Origin of the sequence: Lentzea sp. DG1S-22 (assembly GCF_036321065.1) — a bacterium.
GTDB classification, from domain to species: Bacteria; Actinomycetota; Actinomycetes; order Mycobacteriales; family Pseudonocardiaceae; genus Lentzea; species Lentzea jiangxiensis.
Genome location: NZ_CP143276.1, coordinates 3,090,088 through 3,105,419 on the forward strand (window position 1 = coordinate 3,090,088; position 15,332 = coordinate 3,105,419).

17 protein-coding genes are annotated in these 15,332 nt (G+C 72.4%); 6 read left to right on the plus strand and 11 right to left on the minus strand.

Translation table 11 applies throughout. The features are described 5' to 3' along the window. Positions 1-6 precede the first annotated feature (6 nt). Entirely contained in the window at positions 7-903 is an 897-nt protein-coding gene (locus V1227_RS13490) for an oxidoreductase (protein WP_329792881.1), read from the minus strand. 43 nt (positions 904-946) lie between these two features. Between V1227_RS13490 and V1227_RS13495 the strand changes: the two genes are divergently transcribed. Then, positions 947-2,215, plus strand: coding sequence for an erythromycin esterase family protein (locus tag V1227_RS13495; protein WP_329792882.1), 1,269 nt, complete (start codon positions 947-949; stop codon positions 2,213-2,215). Here the strand turns inward: V1227_RS13495 and V1227_RS13500 are convergent. After that, positions 2,151-3,077 carry a DMT family transporter gene (locus V1227_RS13500; RefSeq protein ID WP_329792883.1) on the minus strand — a complete coding sequence of 309 codons (927 nt, stop codon included), beginning with the start codon at positions 3,075-3,077 and terminating at the stop codon, positions 2,151-2,153. The two genes, V1227_RS13495 and V1227_RS13500, sit on opposite strands and share 65 nt — an antisense overlap. A gap of 69 nt (positions 3,078-3,146) precedes the next feature. On the opposite strand from V1227_RS13500, the gene V1227_RS13505 reads away from it, so the two are divergent. The 3 genes from V1227_RS13505 (at position 3,147) to V1227_RS13515 (ending at position 5,857) form a co-directional block, all read left to right on the plus strand. Beyond that, positions 3,147-3,995, plus strand: coding sequence for a LysR family transcriptional regulator (locus V1227_RS13505; protein ID WP_329792884.1), 849 nt, complete (start codon positions 3,147-3,149; stop codon positions 3,993-3,995). Positions 3,996-4,058: 63 nt separating this feature from the next. Continuing rightward, the gene (locus V1227_RS13510) at positions 4,059-4,907 is read left to right on the plus strand and encodes an MEDS domain-containing protein (RefSeq protein ID WP_329792885.1); all 849 of its coding nucleotides are present in this window, start codon (positions 4,059-4,061) and stop codon (positions 4,905-4,907) included. Continuing rightward, positions 4,904-5,857, plus strand: coding sequence for an anti-sigma factor RsbA family regulatory protein (locus tag V1227_RS13515; RefSeq protein ID WP_329792886.1), 954 nt, complete (start codon positions 4,904-4,906; stop codon positions 5,855-5,857). The genes V1227_RS13510 and V1227_RS13515 overlap by 4 nt, the downstream gene beginning before the upstream one ends. 499 nt (positions 5,858-6,356) lie before the next feature. On the opposite strand, the gene V1227_RS13520 is transcribed toward V1227_RS13515, so the two are convergent. Together V1227_RS13520 and V1227_RS13525 are read right to left on the minus strand one after the other, a co-directional pair. Beyond that, positions 6,357-6,659, minus strand: a complete 303-nt coding sequence (locus V1227_RS13520; RefSeq protein WP_329792888.1) for a hypothetical protein — start codon at positions 6,657-6,659, stop codon at positions 6,357-6,359. Between the two features lie 95 nt (positions 6,660-6,754). Beyond that, positions 6,755-6,991, minus strand: a complete 237-nt coding sequence (locus tag V1227_RS13525) for a hypothetical protein (protein WP_329792890.1) — start codon at positions 6,989-6,991, stop codon at positions 6,755-6,757. 611 nt (positions 6,992-7,602) lie between these two features. Between V1227_RS13525 and V1227_RS13530 the strand changes: the two genes are divergently transcribed. After that, positions 7,603-8,694 carry a glycosyltransferase gene (locus V1227_RS13530; protein WP_329792892.1) on the plus strand — a complete coding sequence of 364 codons (1,092 nt, stop codon included), beginning with the start codon at positions 7,603-7,605 and terminating at the stop codon, positions 8,692-8,694. A gap of 10 nt (positions 8,695-8,704) precedes the next feature. On the opposite strand, the gene V1227_RS13535 is transcribed toward V1227_RS13530, so the two are convergent. Genes V1227_RS13535 through V1227_RS13550 form a run of 4 tightly spaced genes read right to left on the minus strand, consistent with a single transcriptional unit; the run spans position 8,705 to position 12,131 of the window. Next, positions 8,705-9,931, minus strand: coding sequence for a glycosyltransferase (locus V1227_RS13535; RefSeq protein WP_329792894.1), 1,227 nt, complete (start codon positions 9,929-9,931; stop codon positions 8,705-8,707). Continuing rightward, a complete protein-coding gene (locus V1227_RS13540) occupies positions 9,928-10,797 on the minus strand; it encodes a DUF3152 domain-containing protein (RefSeq protein ID WP_329792895.1) in 870 nt (289 codons plus the stop codon). Before V1227_RS13540 ends, V1227_RS13535 begins: the two co-directional genes overlap by 4 nt. A 15-nt stretch (positions 10,798-10,812) precedes the next feature. Next, positions 10,813-11,523, minus strand: a complete 711-nt coding sequence (locus V1227_RS13545) for a hypothetical protein (protein WP_329792896.1) — start codon at positions 11,521-11,523, stop codon at positions 10,813-10,815. Further along, complete coding sequence (locus V1227_RS13550) at positions 11,520-12,131, minus strand: hypothetical protein (RefSeq protein ID WP_329792897.1); 612 nt, start codon at positions 12,129-12,131, stop codon at positions 11,520-11,522. The genes V1227_RS13545 and V1227_RS13550 overlap by 4 nt, the downstream gene beginning before the upstream one ends. A gap of 225 nt (positions 12,132-12,356) precedes the next feature. On the opposite strand from V1227_RS13550, the gene V1227_RS13555 reads away from it, so the two are divergent. Continuing rightward, positions 12,357-12,722, plus strand: a complete 366-nt coding sequence (locus tag V1227_RS13555; protein WP_329792898.1) for a hypothetical protein — start codon at positions 12,357-12,359, stop codon at positions 12,720-12,722. A gap of 42 nt (positions 12,723-12,764) precedes the next feature. Here V1227_RS13555 and V1227_RS13560 read toward each other — a convergent pair whose 3' ends face one another. The 3 genes from V1227_RS13560 to V1227_RS13570 form a co-directional block, all read right to left on the minus strand. Further along, positions 12,765-13,289: a hypothetical protein gene (locus tag V1227_RS13560; RefSeq protein ID WP_329792899.1), complete on the minus strand. Its 525-nt coding sequence runs from the start codon at positions 13,287-13,289 to the stop codon at positions 12,765-12,767. Positions 13,290-13,404: 115 nt separating this feature from the next. Next, the gene (locus tag V1227_RS13565) at positions 13,405-14,583 is read right to left on the minus strand and encodes a putative glycoside hydrolase (RefSeq protein ID WP_329792900.1); all 1,179 of its coding nucleotides are present in this window, start codon (positions 14,581-14,583) and stop codon (positions 13,405-13,407) included. 4 nt (positions 14,584-14,587) lie between these two features. Beyond that, the gene (locus tag V1227_RS13570) at positions 14,588-15,328 is read right to left on the minus strand and encodes a lysozyme (protein ID WP_329792901.1); all 741 of its coding nucleotides are present in this window, start codon (positions 15,326-15,328) and stop codon (positions 14,588-14,590) included. Positions 15,329-15,332: the final 4 nt, after the last annotated feature.

Genomic DNA, 15,332 nt, shown 5'->3' on the forward strand with positions numbered 1-15,332 from the left:
CCGTGGTCAGGGCTTCGCGGTCAGCGGGAAGGTCACTCCGGTCAGCCGTTCCGACGTCTCCCACAGCCGCCGCGCCACCACCGGGTCGCTGGCCGCGGCCGACCGCCCGACCAGCGCCGGGTGGCCGTGCAGCTCGAACCGCCCGTCCGGGCCGACGTAGCTCGCGCCCGGCAGGTCCTGGGTCGCCGCGTACAGCGACGGCAGCGCGCCCTGCTGCTCGGTCTGCGCGAGGTGGCGCCCGGCGATGTGCACGATCTTGACCAGGTGCCGGTTGCGGCCCTTGGTGCCCAGGTTGCTCGCCGTGTAGCCGGGGTGCGAGGACAACGCGCGCACGGACGACCCGGCCTCGCGGCAGCGGCGGTCCAGTTCCAGGGTGAACAGCAGGTTCGCGAGCTTCGACCGGCCGTAGGCCTTCACCGGGCTGTAGCCGGCACGGGCGAAGTCGAGGTCGTCGAGGTCGAGCACGCCCGCCTTGTGCGCGCCGGACGCCACGGTCACCACGCGGTCGGTGATCGACGGGAGCAGCAGGTTGGTCAGCGCGAAGTGGCCGAGGTGGTTGGTGCCGAACTGCAGCTCGAACCCGTCGGCCGTGTGACCGTGCGGGGTCATCGCCACGCCGGCGTTGTTGACCAGGACGTCGATCTCGCCCCGCCAGCCGTCGGCGAACGCGCGCACCGACGCGAGGTTCGCCAGGTCCAGCTCGCGCACCTCGGTGGCCCCGGACATCGCGGCCGCCGCCCGTTCACCGGCGGCGACGTCGCGCACCGCGAGCACCGTGCGGGCTCCCGCCGCGGCGAACGCGGCGGCCGTGCCGCGGCCCACCCCGCTGGCCGCGCCGGTCACCACGACGGTGCGGCCGGTCAGGTCGGGGAGGTCGTCGGCGGTCCACCGGGGCTTCTCCACGACCGCCAGTCTAGGCGGGTGCCCTGGCGGGTAGCCGAGGCCGATGAGGCACCGCTTCGGGGACGACGTCGCGGCACTCTGCTCGCCGCTGACCGGTCCCGGCGACTTCGACGAACTCGTCGACCGCGTCGGGGACGCGCGTGTGGTCATGATCGGCGAAGCCAGTCACGGCACCCACGAGTTCTACCGGTGGCGCGCCGCCCTCACCCGGCGGCTGATCACCGAGAAGGGCTTCTCCTTCGTGGCCGTGGAGGGAGATTGGCCCGACTGCGCCAGGGTGGACCGGTCGGTGCGCCGGTCGGCGGAGGACCCCCGCGCCGCGCTGCTGGCGTTCGACCGGTGGCCGACGTGGATGTGGGCCAACGAGGAGGTCCTCGACTTCACCCGCTGGCTGCGCGCGCACAACGCCGCTGTGGACGGACAGGTGGGCTTCCACGGCTTGGACGTGTACTCGCTGTGGGAGTCGCTGCGCGAGGTCGTGGCGCACCTGCGCGAGCACGACCCCGAGGAGGTGCCGGCGGCGCTGGCCGCCTACCGGTGCTTCGAGCCCTACGGCGAGAGCGTGCGGGACTACGCGCTGGCCACGCGGTTCGTCCCGGTCAGCTGCGAGAACGAGGTGGTCGACCTGCTGGCCCGCCTGCGTGACCGCGCCCGGGACGCCTCGGCGTTCGGGGCGTGGCAGAACGCGGAGGTCGTGGCCGGGGCCGAGCGCTACTACCGGGCGATGATGGCCGGCGGACCGGAGTCCTGGAACATCCGCGAGCACCACATGGACGACACCCTGAACCGGCTGCTCTCCCACCACGGCGCCGATTCGCGGGCCGTGGTGTGGGCGCACAACACCCACGTCGGCGACTCCCGTGCCACGAGCATGGCGGCGTCCGGCACCGTCACCCTCGGCCGGCTCGCCCGGGAACGCCACGGCGAGGACCGGGTCGCGCTGATCGGGTTCGGCAGCCACCACGGCACGGTCGTCGCGGGGAGTTCCTGGGGCGCCCCGGTGCGCGAGATGCCCGTGCCGGCCGCGCGACCCGGCTCGCTGGAGCACGTGCTGCACGACACCGCGCCCGAGCAGGCTTTGCTGGTCTTCCCCCGCGACGACCGGCCCGGCCTGCTCACCACCGAGCTCCCCCACCGCGCCATCGGTGTCGTCTACGACCCCGCGCACGACCGCGTGCGCAACTACCTGCCCACCAGGCTCGGAGGCCGGTACGACGCGTTCCTCTGGTTCGACGGGACCCGTGCGCTCAGTCCCCTGCACGGGCGCCGGGCCGACGCCCTGGAACCGGAGACGTTCCCGAGCGGTCTCTGACGGGCCGCCGGGCGAGCAGGATCGCGCCGACGACCACGCCCCCTCCGGCCAGGGTGTGCCACCCCACCGGCTCGGCCAGCAGGAAGTAGCCGAGCGCGGTGGACCACAGCGGCGTCACGTAGGTGACCGTGGCCGCGACCGTGGGGCCGGCCTCCCGGATCAGGTCGAGGTTGAGCACGTACGCGTAGCCCGTGCCGACCGCGCCCAGCACCAGCAGCGCGAGCGCGGCGGACGTCCCCGGCCAGGACGGCGGTCCCGACAGCAGAGGTGCGGCCAGGCCCAGCTGCACGGTGGCGCAGGTGATCTGCACGGCGGACAGGGCGCTCGCCCGGTGGGGCACGCCGGACAGGAAGCGCCGGGTGTAGGCGAACCCGGCTCCGTAGCAGGTGGTGGCGCCGAGGCAGGCCAGGCCGCCGGCCAGCACGTCGCCGTCCAGGCCGCGCCACACCCCGAGCAGCACCAGCACCCCGCAGAACCCGAGCAGCAGCCCCGCGAGCCGCGTCCTCGTGACCTGCTCCCCCGGCACGACCAGGAGCGCGAACGCCAGCGTCGTCAGCGGCGTGGTCGCGTTCAGCACGCCCGCCAGCACGGAGTCCACCCGGGACTCCCCGAAGGCGAGCAGCGTGAACGGCACGGAGTTGAGCAAGGCCGCGACCACCGCGGCGTGCCCCCAGGTCCGCGGGTCACGCGGCACAGCCGCCCTCTGCGCCACGCAGATCGCACCCAGCGCCAGAGCGCCGAACAGGCAGCGGGCCAGTGCCACCTGCACCGGCGGCACGCCCGCGTCCACCGCCACCTCGATCAAGGCGAAGCTGCTGCCCCAGATCGCGGACAGCAGCACGAACTTTCCCGTAGACCCCACGGCGCGAGCATCACGGGCGAGGCATCATGAGTCCAACAAGTGTTGATCGAAGGAGCATGAGAGACACTCATGACGTTGAACTTCGCCCAGCTCAGGGCGTTCCTCGCGGTGGTCGACGAAGGCGGGTTCGGTGCGGCCGCGGACGCGCTCGGCATCACGCAGTCGGCCGTCTCGCACGCCGTCGCGTCGCTGGAGCGCTCGCTGGGCCACCCCGTGCTCTCCCGGCGCGGACGGAGCACACCCACCTCGTTCGGGGAGGAGCTCCTCGCCCACGCCCGTGCCGCCGTGAGCGCGTCGGCCGCGATCACCGACCTCGCCGAACGGCGCCGCGTCGGTGCTCGGGGGACGATCCGGCTCGCGGCACCGCCGACCGTCTGCCAGGGCCTGCTGCCGGACCTGCTGACGCGGTGGCGGGCGGAGTTCCCCCTGGTCGACGTCAGGGTGTTCGAGGGCGAGGACGACGAGGTGGCGGAGTGGCTCGCCGGCGGCACGGTCGAGGCGGCGGTCCTGGTCGACCCGCCGACCGGCCGGGGCTCGCAGATCGGCGAGGACGCCTTCCACGCCCTCCTGCGCGGCGACCACCCGCTGGCGGGTCAGCCCCGGATCGGCGTCGAGGAGCTGGCCGACGACCCGTTCCTGCTCTCGCGCGGGGGCTGCGAACGGCACGTGCGGCAGGCGCACGCGGGCCACCCGTTCGCCCCGCGGCACCGGGTGCGCGAGCTGGGCACGCTGCTCGCCATGGTCCGCTCGGGCGTCGGCGTGTCGCTCGTTCCGGGCCTGGTGGCGTCGATGCTGCCCGCCGGCCTGGTCATGGTGCCCCTGCGGGAACGCGTGGTGCGCAGGCTGGTCCTCAGCGGTCCGGCCGGTCGCGAGTGGCACCCGGCCGTGACGGCCCTGGTGGACTCGGTCCGGGGATGACCGGGACCCCTGCGGTGGGTCCGCGCTTCTGCATCCCGTCCCCCTGGGGCTATCCTGGAGGGGATGCGGAGATCCGGAATGGTGGAGAACGTGCGGGGCTTCGGTCTCCACGACCACGTGTGCTGGAGCTTTGACGACCGCACCCAGTTCCGCGACCACGCCGTGGAGTTCCTCGCCGAAGGGCTCGAGCTGGGCCAGGCGGTGCGCTACATCGGCACCGGGAACGCCGAGCGGCTGCGCGACGAGCTGATCGGCGTCAGCGCGCTCGGGACCGCCCTGCGCGACGGGACCGCCGAGGTCGTCTCCCTGGACGACGTCTACCCGGTCGGCTCGGTGGTCGACCCCGCCGCCCAGGTGCTCGTGTACGCGGCCGCGACGGAGAAGGCCCTCGCGGACGGCTTCACCGGGCTGAGGGTCGCGGCGGACTGCACTGCGCTCGTCGAAAGCCCGCAGCAGCGGGCCGCGTTCGCGACGTACGAGCACCTCATCGACCGGTACATCGCCGCCCACCCGTTCTCCGCGATGTGCGCCTACGACAGCCGCCGGCTCACCGGCGGAGCGATCGAGCAGGTCGCCTGCATGCACCCGAACACCAACGCGGGCGACGTCCGGTTCCGCCTGCACGGGACCGACCGCGCCGGATGCGCCGCCGCTCTGGGCGGCGAGGTGGACAGCACCTCCCGCGAGGCGTTCGCCGAAGCCCTCGAGCGCGCCGACCCGCGTCCGGTGGACGGCGAGCTGGTCGTCGACGCGACCGGGCTGACGTTCCTCGACCACAACGGCCTGCTCCGGCTCTCCGCGCAGGCACGCCGCAGCGGAGCGACCCTGGCGCTGCACACGAGGTGGCCCGGCGCCGTCCGGATCGTCCGGGCGCTCGACCTGTCGGACGTGCGGGTGGAACTGACCTCATGACCGCTCCGCAGACCGCCCCGGCCACCGGGGCCTTCATCCACCCCGCGGTGTTCTACGCGACCGACCGGGAGTACCTCGCCGCACTCGTGCCGTTCGTCACCGACGGGCTCGCCGCGGGCCAGCCCGTGGCCGTGGCGGTGCCGGGACCACGGCTCGACCTCCTGCGCACCGCGCTCGGCGACCAGGCGGACGACGTCACGCTGATCGACATGCGGGACGCGGGCCGCAACCCCGGGCGGATCATCGCCGGCGTGCTGCGCCGGTTCGCCGACGCCCACCCCGAAGGGCACGTGCGCATCATCGGCGAGCCGATCTGGCCCGGCCGCACCGAGGTCGAGTACCCCGCCTGCGCGCAGCACGAGGCGTTGATCAACCTGGCGTTCGCCGGCCGTGACGTCACCATCGCCTGCCCCTACGACACCGCGCGCCTGTCCGACGAGGTCATCGCCGACGCCCGCGCCACCCACCCGCTGCTGTGGGAGCCGGACCGCCGCCGCACCAGCGCCGAGTACGCGCCGGACGCCGTGGTGAACCGCTACAACCTGCCCCTCGGCGATCGCGCGGACGGCAGCGCGGAGGAGTTCTTCGTCGCCGTGCTGGACGACGTGTCCCCCGCCCGGCGACGCGCGGCCGCCTTCGCCCGGAGCCTCGGCCTGACCGACGACCGCGTGGCCGAAGTCGAGCTGATCGTCACCGAGCTGGTCACGAACGGTGTCCTGCACGGCGGTGGGGCCTGCCGGTCGCGCCTCTGGCGGGAATCCGGCCACCTCGTCTGCGAGGTGCGGGACGAGGGGCGCTTCGCGGATCCGCTCGCCGGTCGTCGTCCGGCTCCTCCCGACCAGATCGGCGGCCGGGGTCTGCTCATGGTCCACGACCTGGCCGACCTGGTGCGCGTGCACACCTCCGACCAGGGCACGACGCTGCGCGTGTTGGTGCGGCTCGACGCCTGACCTGCGCTGCGTCACAGCGCAGCCACAGCCTGCGCAATGCAGCGTGCGAACGTCAAAGCACTGATCGCGATTCTCGGAGCAGCGCTCGCCGCGATCGGGGACGCCCGTCCCGCCGACGCGGACTCGCGGCGCCGTCATCGGAAAGGGCTGGTCCGGTGACGCTCGAAATGACGGCATCGGCCGACCGGTACCGGCAGTTCTACGGCTACCCCGGCTGGTTCTCGCTGCGCAACGTCAGCAGCGGCAGGTGCCTGGTGGTCCGCGGGGGCAACGACGAGGCCCGGCTCATCCAGTTCGACCGACGTCCTATGTGGACCAGGCGTGGCGGCTGGTCGGCTGACCCGCAACGCCGCGCAGCGCCCCGCCAGAACCGACGGGGCGCTGCGCGGTCGAGCAAGACACGACGGACGCGATCGCCATCCCGCCCTGGCGCTGGCGACCTCGGGGTGCGCCGGCGTGTCCGGACCACCACCACGGGCCGGGGGTGGAGGTCCTGCGGTCAGCGGTCCGAGTCGTCCTCGTAGGAGGCCTCGACCTCGATGTCCGGGTTGGTGCACGGGCCGCTGTCGTTGTTGGAGAGGATCGGCACCGCGATGACGTTCACATCGATGTGGCAGATGTTGATGTCACTGAGGAGCTCGGAGTCCTCCATGTTGATGAGGCCGACCTGGTGGTTGTGCTCGTACTTCGACGCGAGGTCCTTCAGGTCGTCCATCGCGTCACCCTGCGTCGCGAACGCGGGCGTGCCCATCATCAGGAAACCCGCGCCGACGGCGGCCGCGGCAAAAGCCTTCTTCAGCATGACGTTCTCTCCTCGGGAACCAGGTGGTGATCTGCGCGTGCGAAAAGCGGGGAACGGCGCCGGCACCCCTGCCTGGCTCCGTTCCCCGCCTCACGTCACTTGTCGTCGGGGTTGGCGCAGAGGCCGCTGTCGTTGTCGGACAGCACCGGCACCGCGATGACGTTGACGTCGATGAAGCAGGCGTTGATGTCGCTGAGCACCTCGGAGTCGTTCAGGTCGACGAGGCCGACCTGGTCGGTGATGTCCAGCTCAGGGGCATCGGCCAGCGCGGTGGTACCAAAACCGAGGAAGGCGCCCGCGATAGCGACGGCCGCCCCTGCCTTCTTCAGCACAGAGATCTCCTTCATTGAATCTGGGAACGGATTGCCTCGCCGGCAGATACCGGCGGCAAGTCCGAGGGGACCGTATCGAGACAGCTGGTTCGAACAAAATCGGAAACGGCTTCGCGACGGCGCGCACAACGCTTGAACCACACTTTCGAGTGATGCTGAGACACTCATGTTTGGTCGTTGTCGGCGCATGAGCTGGAGGTATATGACGAACGCCCGGCGCGCACCCTGCTTTGGAGTGAAGATCCCGATCGCACCACGTCCGCATCCGGCTCCGAGAACTGCTAGTCCTGGTCACAGCGGTGCCCGACCAGCGGCGTCACGAGGAGAGAACCAGCCCGACCGCCCTCGATCGACCCCTTCTGAGCAGCGTCTTCACGTCACTCCGGCACAACTGGCCAAAAGCGGCGTTCTCCTCGCCCCCGTCCTCGGCGGGTCGACATCGGCTCTCGAACGGGCGCAGACCCGCCGCGAAGCGGGACGAGGGGAACGGCACACCTGCGTTTGTCGGCGGCACCGGCACCCAATACGGTCGGACGCATTCACCACCGGACCTCGTTGAGTTGAGCCGGCAGCTCGGAATCGCGCTGGAGACCGAGGATGCGATCGGACGAATGCGAATAGCGATGTTGTCCGCGCAGGCAAGTCCGCTCTCCGAAAGCGCGGGGCGGGCCGCGCACGTGGCAGAGCTGTGCGCGGCGTTGAGCGCGTCGATGCACGACGTGGTCGTCTATACGCGACGAGAGGACGCCACGTCGCGTGAAACGGTCAGCAGCCCCGAGGGGTACCAGGTCGTGCACGTTCCGGTGGGACCGGAACGCGCGCTCGGGGACGACGAGCTCGCGGCTCACCTCGGTGACTTCGCCGAGTTCGTCGCCGGGCGGTGGCGGAGGCGTCCGCCCGACGTGGTGCACGCGCACCACTGGACTTCCGGACTGGTCTCGGTGATCGGGGCGCACCGCCTGCGCATCCCGGTGGTGCACTCCTTCCACGGCCTGGGTGGCGCCGGGGCCGGGCTGCGGGCGACGGCCGAGGGCCTCATCGCGCGGCGGGCCGCGCGGATCGTCGCGACGAGCTCGGCGGAGGCGGCGGAGCTGTGGCAGTCCGGGGTGCGGCGGGCGCACGTGTCGGTGGTGCCCAGCGGCGTGGACCCCGGTTTCTTCACGCCCGAGGGGCCGGTCGAGGTCCACGACGGGCGGATGCGCGTCCTGCTCACCGGGGAGCTGGACCCCGGCAGCTCGGCGGCGATCGGCGCGGCGTTGTCCACTGTGGACAACGTGGAGCTGGTGGACACGAGCGCGGTGCGGCGCGGGGACCGGCCGGCGGTGCTGAGGTCGGCCGACGTCGCGGTGTGCGCGCCGCTCGCCGAGAGGTACGGCATGGCGGCGCTGGAGGCGATGGCGTGCGGGGTGCCGGTGGTGGCCACGGCGGTGGGTGCCCTGAGCGATGTCGTGCTGCCCGGTGTGACGGGGGTGCTGGTCGCGCCGCGGGACGTGCGGCGGCTGGCGCGGTCGGTGAAGGCCCTGCTGTCCGACGAGACGCGCAGGGAGCAGTTCGGCATGGCCGCCCGCGACCGCGTCCTGGGCCGGTACTCGCGGCGGCGGCTCGCGGGAGAGGCGCTCGCGGTCTACGAACACGCCACCCGCGCCGCGACAGGGGGTGAGGCGGCGCGATGGGCGGCCGGGAACGCCGCGCGACCGGGGTGAGGCCTGGGCGTCACCCCGCCGGTTCGTCGCGCACGAGCGGCCGGCGCAGGCGGGCGTAGACCTGGGCGGGCCCGCGCTGAGCGGTGATCACCTCGGGTCCGGTCGCGTGCTCGTACGCGCGGACCGCGTCCAGGCCGACGCGGTCCCACCCGTACCGGATGGTGACGCGGTCCTGGCCCGCCGCTCCGAGCGCCTGGCGCCGCACCTCGTCGCCCAGGAGCGCCCTCAGGGCCCGCGCCAGCAGCGTGGGGTTGTGCGGCGGGACGAGCAGCCCGGTCACCTGGTGCACGACGGACTCGGCGAGGCCACCGGTCGCCGACGCCACCACGGGCACCCCGCACGCCATCGCCTCGAGCGCGACGACCCCGAACGACGGACGCCGCCGCGGGCACGCCACCACGTCCGCGGAGCGGATCAGCGAGGGCATCTCCGAGTGCGGTACCCGGCCGATGATGCTGACCCTGTCCGCGACGGCGTTCCGGGCCATCAGCTCGCACAGGCGCTCGTACTCGGCGTTGCCCTTGAGGAAGCGCCGCGGAGGACCACCGGCGACCACGAGCTCGGTGTGGCCCACCGCGGTGAGGGCGATGATCAGGTCGTCGACGCCGTCGTCCGGGGAGAGGTCCGCGGTGACGAGGACGCGCAGTCTCCCGGTGCGCGCGGTGGCCGGTCCGCCCGGCGTGAAGACGGACGTGTCCACCCCCCACGGCACGGTCGAGATCCTGGACCGCCGCACGCCGAGCCGGACCAGCTCGCCCGCCTCCTGGGCGGACGTCGCGACCACCCCGGTGGCGCCGCGGGCGACCAGCCGCTCGATGTCGGCGGAGTCCCCTCCCCCGAGCCCGTGGAAGCTCTGCACGATCGGGATCGCGGTGCGGCGCGCGCTGAGCACGGCCGCGAGGCCGGAGGTCCAGTGGTGGGCGTGGATGAGGTCCGGCGGGCCGGCGGCCCACTGGGTGTTCAGGAACTTCGCGAACTCCCCGGTGTGCGGCACGACGCCGTCCTGGTCGAGGGTCTCCGCCGGGCCGGCCGGGACGTGCACCACCTCGAACCCGTCGGCGAGCCGGACGCGTTCCGGCAGGCGCGGGTCGGTCCGGCGGGTGTAGATCGACAGCTCGTGCCCCAGCCGGTGCAGCTGCTCGGACAGCTTCGCCACGTGCAGGCGCCGGCCGGCGGCGTCGGGGTCGCGCAGCGCGGTCAACGGGTTGCCGTGCAACGAGATCATCGCGATCTTCACCTGGTCACCTCCGGGTGTGGCCACGGGTTCGCGGTGCACGTCCTGCCGTCGCGGGGAACGGTCAGGCCCTGCGGCGTCCTGGCGGTGACCCGCGCCAGCTCGTCGTTGGAGACGGAAAAGGTCTGCTGCATCATCACGGGCGCGGGTGCGCCGTCGGCGGGGCAGAACTCGTGGCCATGGCCCAGGAAGTGGCCCATCTCGTGGTTGATGAGGTAGCGCCGGTAGCCCTCCAGGTCGCCCTCGAACGACTCGGCGCCGCGGAACCACCGGGGCGCGCTCACGTAGATGACGCCGTCGATGTAGCAGGAGGTGTCGTAGGGCAGCTCGAACCCGCAGGTGGCACGGGCGGTCCGGGTCGCCGTGAGCCTGATCCGCACGTCCGGTTCGGCGACGTCCACCCGGCGGAAGGCGACGCCGCCCGTCGCCGTCCACCCGCGCGGGTCGGCGAGCGCGGAGTCGACCGCCGCGGCGAAGGCCTGGTGCTCACTCGGCAGCACGGCGCCCTGCTCGACCTCGACGGAGTACGTGTGGACGGTTCCCCTGCCGAACTGGGCCGTGGTGCCCGCGATGGTCCGCCACCAGCCCTCGCCCTCCTCGCGCACCGCGACCCCGGGCGGGAGCTCCGGCCCCGGACGGGGCACGGTCTGGGCGACGAGCGCCGGCGGCGGTGCCGGGGCGGACGACGACGGAGGAACGGAGGAGGAAGGCGGGGGCACCGTCCTCACCGAGATCGTGGCCGCCGGAACAGGCACGCGCACCTGCTCCTGCGACGTCATCTCCGGCTGCGGCCAGGTCTTCAGCAGTCCGATCGTCACCCCGGCGAGTGCCGCGGCGAAGACGTACACGACGATTCTTCCGACGGTCATGAGGCACTCCCCCGGTCACGAACAGCTGAACAGCACGGGGCAGGGCGCGTGGTGCAGCGCCGCCCTCGCCGCCGGTTGCAGGCCCTCTCCCGGCCCGCGTTCCCGGCCGGACACCACGAGCAGGTCGCTCGGGAACAGCCGCGTCTCCTCGGCCACGGACCTGGGCACGTGCACCAGCTCGACGATCACGTCCGGGCACGCGGCGTGGACGAGGTCCGCGGCGGCGTCGAGCAAGTCGCCCGGCTTCGGGCACGGCCGGGGCAGCACGCGCAGGCGCGTCGCTCCCCGTGCGCGGCACAAGGTCGTAGCCCGCTGCAGCACGCCCTCGCCGCCGACGCTGTCGAGGACGGCGGTCACGACGCCGAACCGGCCCGCGATGGCGGCGGGGTTCCCCCTCACCACGACGACGTCGCGGCAGTCGCCACCGGCGATCGGGGGCATGGCCAGAGCCTGCTGCCGGGAGATGACCACCAGCGCGCCCTCCCAGCGGGCGGGCGGGGAGCAGTCGTGGCGTTCGACGTGGACGGGCAGGCCGGGCCGTTCGGCCACCAGCGCCGCGACCTCGGCGTGGGCGGGGTCGTTCCCGGCGGCTTGCACGACCAGGCCGATGCCCAGGGCCTCCGCGCACGCGGCGGCCCAGCGGACCCCGGTGACGCCGCAGTCGCGGACGTCCACGAGCACGCAGGTCGCGGTCGTGAGCGCGGACCCGTGGGCGAGGGCGGTCATCGCGTCACGCTCGGTGTGGTGGGCGCCGCCTCCACGGCCGCGGGCTCCGGGCTCCTCGGCAATGGCATCTCCTGCACGGAGGCGATCTCGGCGTACCACTGCTCCAGCAGGCGCTGCCGTTCGCCGAGGTCGGACAGCAGGACGCGGGACCGTTCCAGCGCCTCGCCGACGATCTCCCGCGCGCGCTGGCCCGCCTCGGCCAGCCGCCGCTGGGTCTCCTGCTCGGCCTCGTCCAGCAGGCGGGCCTGGCGGCCGGCGGCCTCCTCGGCGCGCTGCTCGGCCTCCTCGGCCCGCGTCCTGGCCTCAGCCTCGATCTCGTCCGCCTTGCGCCTGGCGACGTGCAGCAGGTACCGGATGCACCCGGAGACGGCGTTGTCCTTGTCGTGTCCCGCGTGGATCGCGCGGTACTCCGCGAGCTCCGTGCGGGCCTCCTCGAGGTGACGGGTGAGCTCCTCGGCCGTTTCGAGCGCCGCGTCGCGATCGGCGCAGGCCAGTTCGAGCTGGCGCTCCAGCCGGGCGTACTCCTCGTCGACCTCGCGGCGGTCGTACCCGAACATCTGCGTGCCGAAGGTCCTGTGACCGTCGTCCAGGAAGTCGTCCATGGCCATGACCGGTGTCCTTTCCTGAACGTTCGTCGGTAGGTGTCGAGGTGGCAGTACCCGTGAGGAGGACTGTCAGACATTCTTGAACGCGCAAGCACCCGCTCTAGTGAATTCCTCACGGACCGTCATCAACGTCCGGTCACGGGTAACTCGACCGGCTCTCTTCGACGGAGGGAGGCGCAAAACGCGATCGGGTGGGTACACGCGGGTCATCTCACCTGGAGGTAGTGCGTGAACGATTCCTCTGCCGGCGATGTCGTCTGGCAACCGTTCGTCGACGCGTTGTGCTCCGCCGCCTGGACCTGGGACGCCCACCTGGGACGGATCTCGGGCAGCGACGGGCACCCCGTCCCGATCAGCTCCGAGCAGGCGCAGAACGTCCTGCTCGCCCTCACGTCCCTGGCGCGGCGGATGGCGGCGGCGACCGCGTCGATCGTGGGCGCCATCGCCGACGCGGAACTGGATCCGGCGTCCGAGGAGGAGGCTCTCTCGGAACAGGTGGAGTCGTTGGGGCGCATGGCGTTGTTCGCCGAGGCGATGCACCACGCGGCCGAGACGGCGCAGGCCGTGGTCACCCGTGAGCAGAAAAACGCGTAGGCGCGCCGGGTGGCCCCGGCGCGCCTCGGTCCGTGCTGGAGGTCAGTTCTGGCGGAGGTAGGCGATGTAGGACTCGGCCGCGTTGCGCGCACGCTGGCGCAACGCCTGCGGGTCCGTGGCCGCCGCCGCCTCGAGGCCCTCGCAGCTGCTGGCCAGCGCGTCCGGGCCCAGCGCGTTCATGGCCATGTCGGGCAGCTCCTCCTTCATGCACCGCACCGCCTTCCCGACGGCGTCCGGGTTGCAGTGGTCGGCCGGTGAGTAGCACTTCTCGACGACGTCGTCGACGACGGGTTTGGCGCGCTCGTAGATCATCTCCATGCTCCCGAGGCCGGACACCGCCTCCGGGAGCACGACGTCGGTCAGCTCCCGCACGTCGCGGCGGTCTGTGCCGGGCTGGAGCTGTGCCTGGCACACGCGGGACATGAACTCCTCGCGCGTGATCTCCGTCAGCTTGCCGACGGTGTCGCTGAAGTTGCCGTAGCACGCGATGGCGTTCGCCGCCGCCGGCGCGAGCACCAGCGGAATCGCTGCGATCAACGCGGCCAGTGCGGTGGTCCTGGTTTTCATACCGTCCTCCTGGGACTTCAGCCGATCGGTTCACCGACTGGTACCCCCGCGTCCGCACCGCGCACGCGGCCGGAACCGGGTTCGACCACATCGGGTGACGGGTGGTCGCGAAGCGTCATCGCCCGGCGGGGACGACGAAGTCGGCCGGAACGTCCGCGCCGTCCGCCGCGACGACGCCGAAGCACGCTCCCGCCGCGCGCACGGCGTCCCGGACCTCGGCGAGGAAGTCCACATCGGACTCACTGCCGAAGTGGTCGAGCAGGACGTCGTCGAAGCCGAGCGACGCGGCCTCGCGCGCCAGTGCCACGACGTAGCCGCGCACCTCGGGATGAGCGGAGTTGGTGAGCGTCAGCGCGGTGTCCCCGAGGTGGTCGCGCATGCCGGACCGCGCGGACGCCCGAGCGAGCACGGGGTCGTGGAACGCGACGATCCTCGCGACCGCGCGGACCCCGGCGCGGTGCAGCTCGTCGACGGCGGCGCGCGGGTCGTACCTGCTGTTCACCGCGCCGATCTGCTGGGCCAGGGGGACCCGGGACGAATGGGCCACCTGCCCGGTCTCGTCCTTGACGTCGAGCCGGACGGCGTCGATCTCGCCCCGGCGCGCCATCGCGAGCACGCGTTCCCGCGCCGATGGGGACGCCCAGTCCTCCACCGTCACGTGCTCCGCGCGCACGGCGGGACGGGGCACCGGCACCACCACGTGCCGTCCTGCCGAGTTGCCCGCCGCGTCGCGTGCTTCCACGAAGATCGTCGCGGGCGCCGACGCGACCACGGCCGTGAAGACGCCGTTGTCGACGTGGGCGCGGGTGTGGCCGATCCGCACGAGCTCGGCGCCGGCGGCGGTGCCCCTGATGATGACTGGTGCGCGTGGTCCGCCGGATCGTATGTGCTGCACGGCAAGAGAAGGCGCCGTGTTGTCGATTGTGAACTCGTGGTCCACCACAGCGTCCACGACCAACGCCGTGGCGCTGCGGACGCGGGCGGTCAGCAGGTGCCTGCCCTCGGTCGGCACGAACCCGTCGAGCAGCAACCTCTCCCCGTCGCGGCGCGGGGTCACCACGGCGTCGTCCACGAAGACCTCCACCCGGTCCAGGCTGTCCTCGTCGTCCGTCCCGATGCTGATGCCGCGGAACGCCGAGGCCCGCAGCACCGCGCCGTCCTCGATGCCCTCGACGGTCAGGCCGATGTTCCTGATGTGCGCCACGGACGCCACCACGACGGTCGACGAGACCGCGAACACGACGCCGAGGAAGACCAGCAGGATCAGCTCGGACCTGCGCACCGGGGCGGACATGGGGTCATCCCGTCGCCAGGGCGGCGAGACGGTCCGCGCCCCCGTTGAAGACGTTCTGGTCGATCGGCGACGAGGTGAACTGCCAGATCGTGTGGAACGGCCAGCGGTACGGCATCGGGCCGACCGTCGCCGCGTACCTCGCGAGCCACAACGGGTTGGTGGAGCTGAAGTCGCCGGTGCGGCCGGTGCACCTGTCCCACCACTGGGCCGACGTGTAGATCACCGGCCAGCGCCCGGTGAGCGCGTGGTAGGTGTCGCTGAAGCTGCGGATCCAGTTCACCATCGCGCCGTGGCTCAGGCCGTAGCAGGTGTCGCCGCCGTAGGGGTTGTACTCGATGTCGAGCGTCCCCGGCAGCGTCCTGCCGTCCTTCGACCACCCGCCTCCGTTCGCCACGAAGAACCGGGCCTGCGTCGCGCCGTCGGACCGGTTCGGCAGGGCGAAGTGGTAGGAGCCCCTGATCATGCCGACGGCAGCGGACCCGTTGTACTGCTGGGTGAAGTTGGGGTTGCGGTAGGTGGTCCCCTCGGTCGCCTTGACGTAGGCGAACCGCTTGCCCGAGCGCCACCAGTGTCCCCAGTCGACGGCACCCTGGTGGCTGCTGACGTCGATGCCGTCCACCCGGCCCACCCCGAGTTCCGGTGGCGACAGCAGCATCTCGCTCGTACCCTCGTGCTTCGCGATCTGCGAACCGGCGGAGTGGTCGTCGGAGCCTTCCGCCGCCCGCACGGGCGCAGGGATCAGCATGCTC

Excerpts from the sequence above, each read along its gene's own strand:
- V1227_RS13495 (WP_329792882.1), top strand. The coding sequence starts at position 947 with ATGAGGCACCGCTTCGGGGACGACGTCGCGGCACTCTGCTCGCCGCTG.
- V1227_RS13505 (WP_329792884.1), top strand. The coding sequence starts at position 3,147 with ATGACGTTGAACTTCGCCCAGCTCAGGGCGTTCCTCGCGGTGGTCGAC.
- V1227_RS13510 (WP_329792885.1), top strand. The coding sequence starts at position 4,059 with ATGCGGAGATCCGGAATGGTGGAGAACGTGCGGGGCTTCGGTCTCCAC.
- V1227_RS13515 (WP_329792886.1), top strand. The coding sequence starts at position 4,904 with ATGACCGCTCCGCAGACCGCCCCGGCCACCGGGGCCTTCATCCACCCC.
- V1227_RS13520 (WP_329792888.1), bottom strand. The coding sequence starts at position 6,659 with ATGCTGAAGAAGGCTTTTGCCGCGGCCGCCGTCGGCGCGGGTTTCCTG.
- V1227_RS13530 (WP_329792892.1), top strand. The coding sequence starts at position 7,603 with ATGCGAATAGCGATGTTGTCCGCGCAGGCAAGTCCGCTCTCCGAAAGC.
- V1227_RS13540 (WP_329792895.1), bottom strand. The coding sequence starts at position 10,797 with ATGACCGTCGGAAGAATCGTCGTGTACGTCTTCGCCGCGGCACTCGCC.
- V1227_RS13545 (WP_329792896.1), bottom strand. The coding sequence starts at position 11,523 with ATGACCGCCCTCGCCCACGGGTCCGCGCTCACGACCGCGACCTGCGTG.
- V1227_RS13550 (WP_329792897.1), bottom strand. The coding sequence starts at position 12,131 with ATGGCCATGGACGACTTCCTGGACGACGGTCACAGGACCTTCGGCACG.
- V1227_RS13560 (WP_329792899.1), bottom strand. The coding sequence starts at position 13,289 with ATGAAAACCAGGACCACCGCACTGGCCGCGTTGATCGCAGCGATTCCG.
- V1227_RS13565 (WP_329792900.1), bottom strand. The coding sequence starts at position 14,583 with ATGTCCGCCCCGGTGCGCAGGTCCGAGCTGATCCTGCTGGTCTTCCTC.
- V1227_RS13570 (WP_329792901.1), bottom strand. The coding sequence starts at position 15,328 with ATGCTGATCCCTGCGCCCGTGCGGGCGGCGGAAGGCTCCGACGACCAC.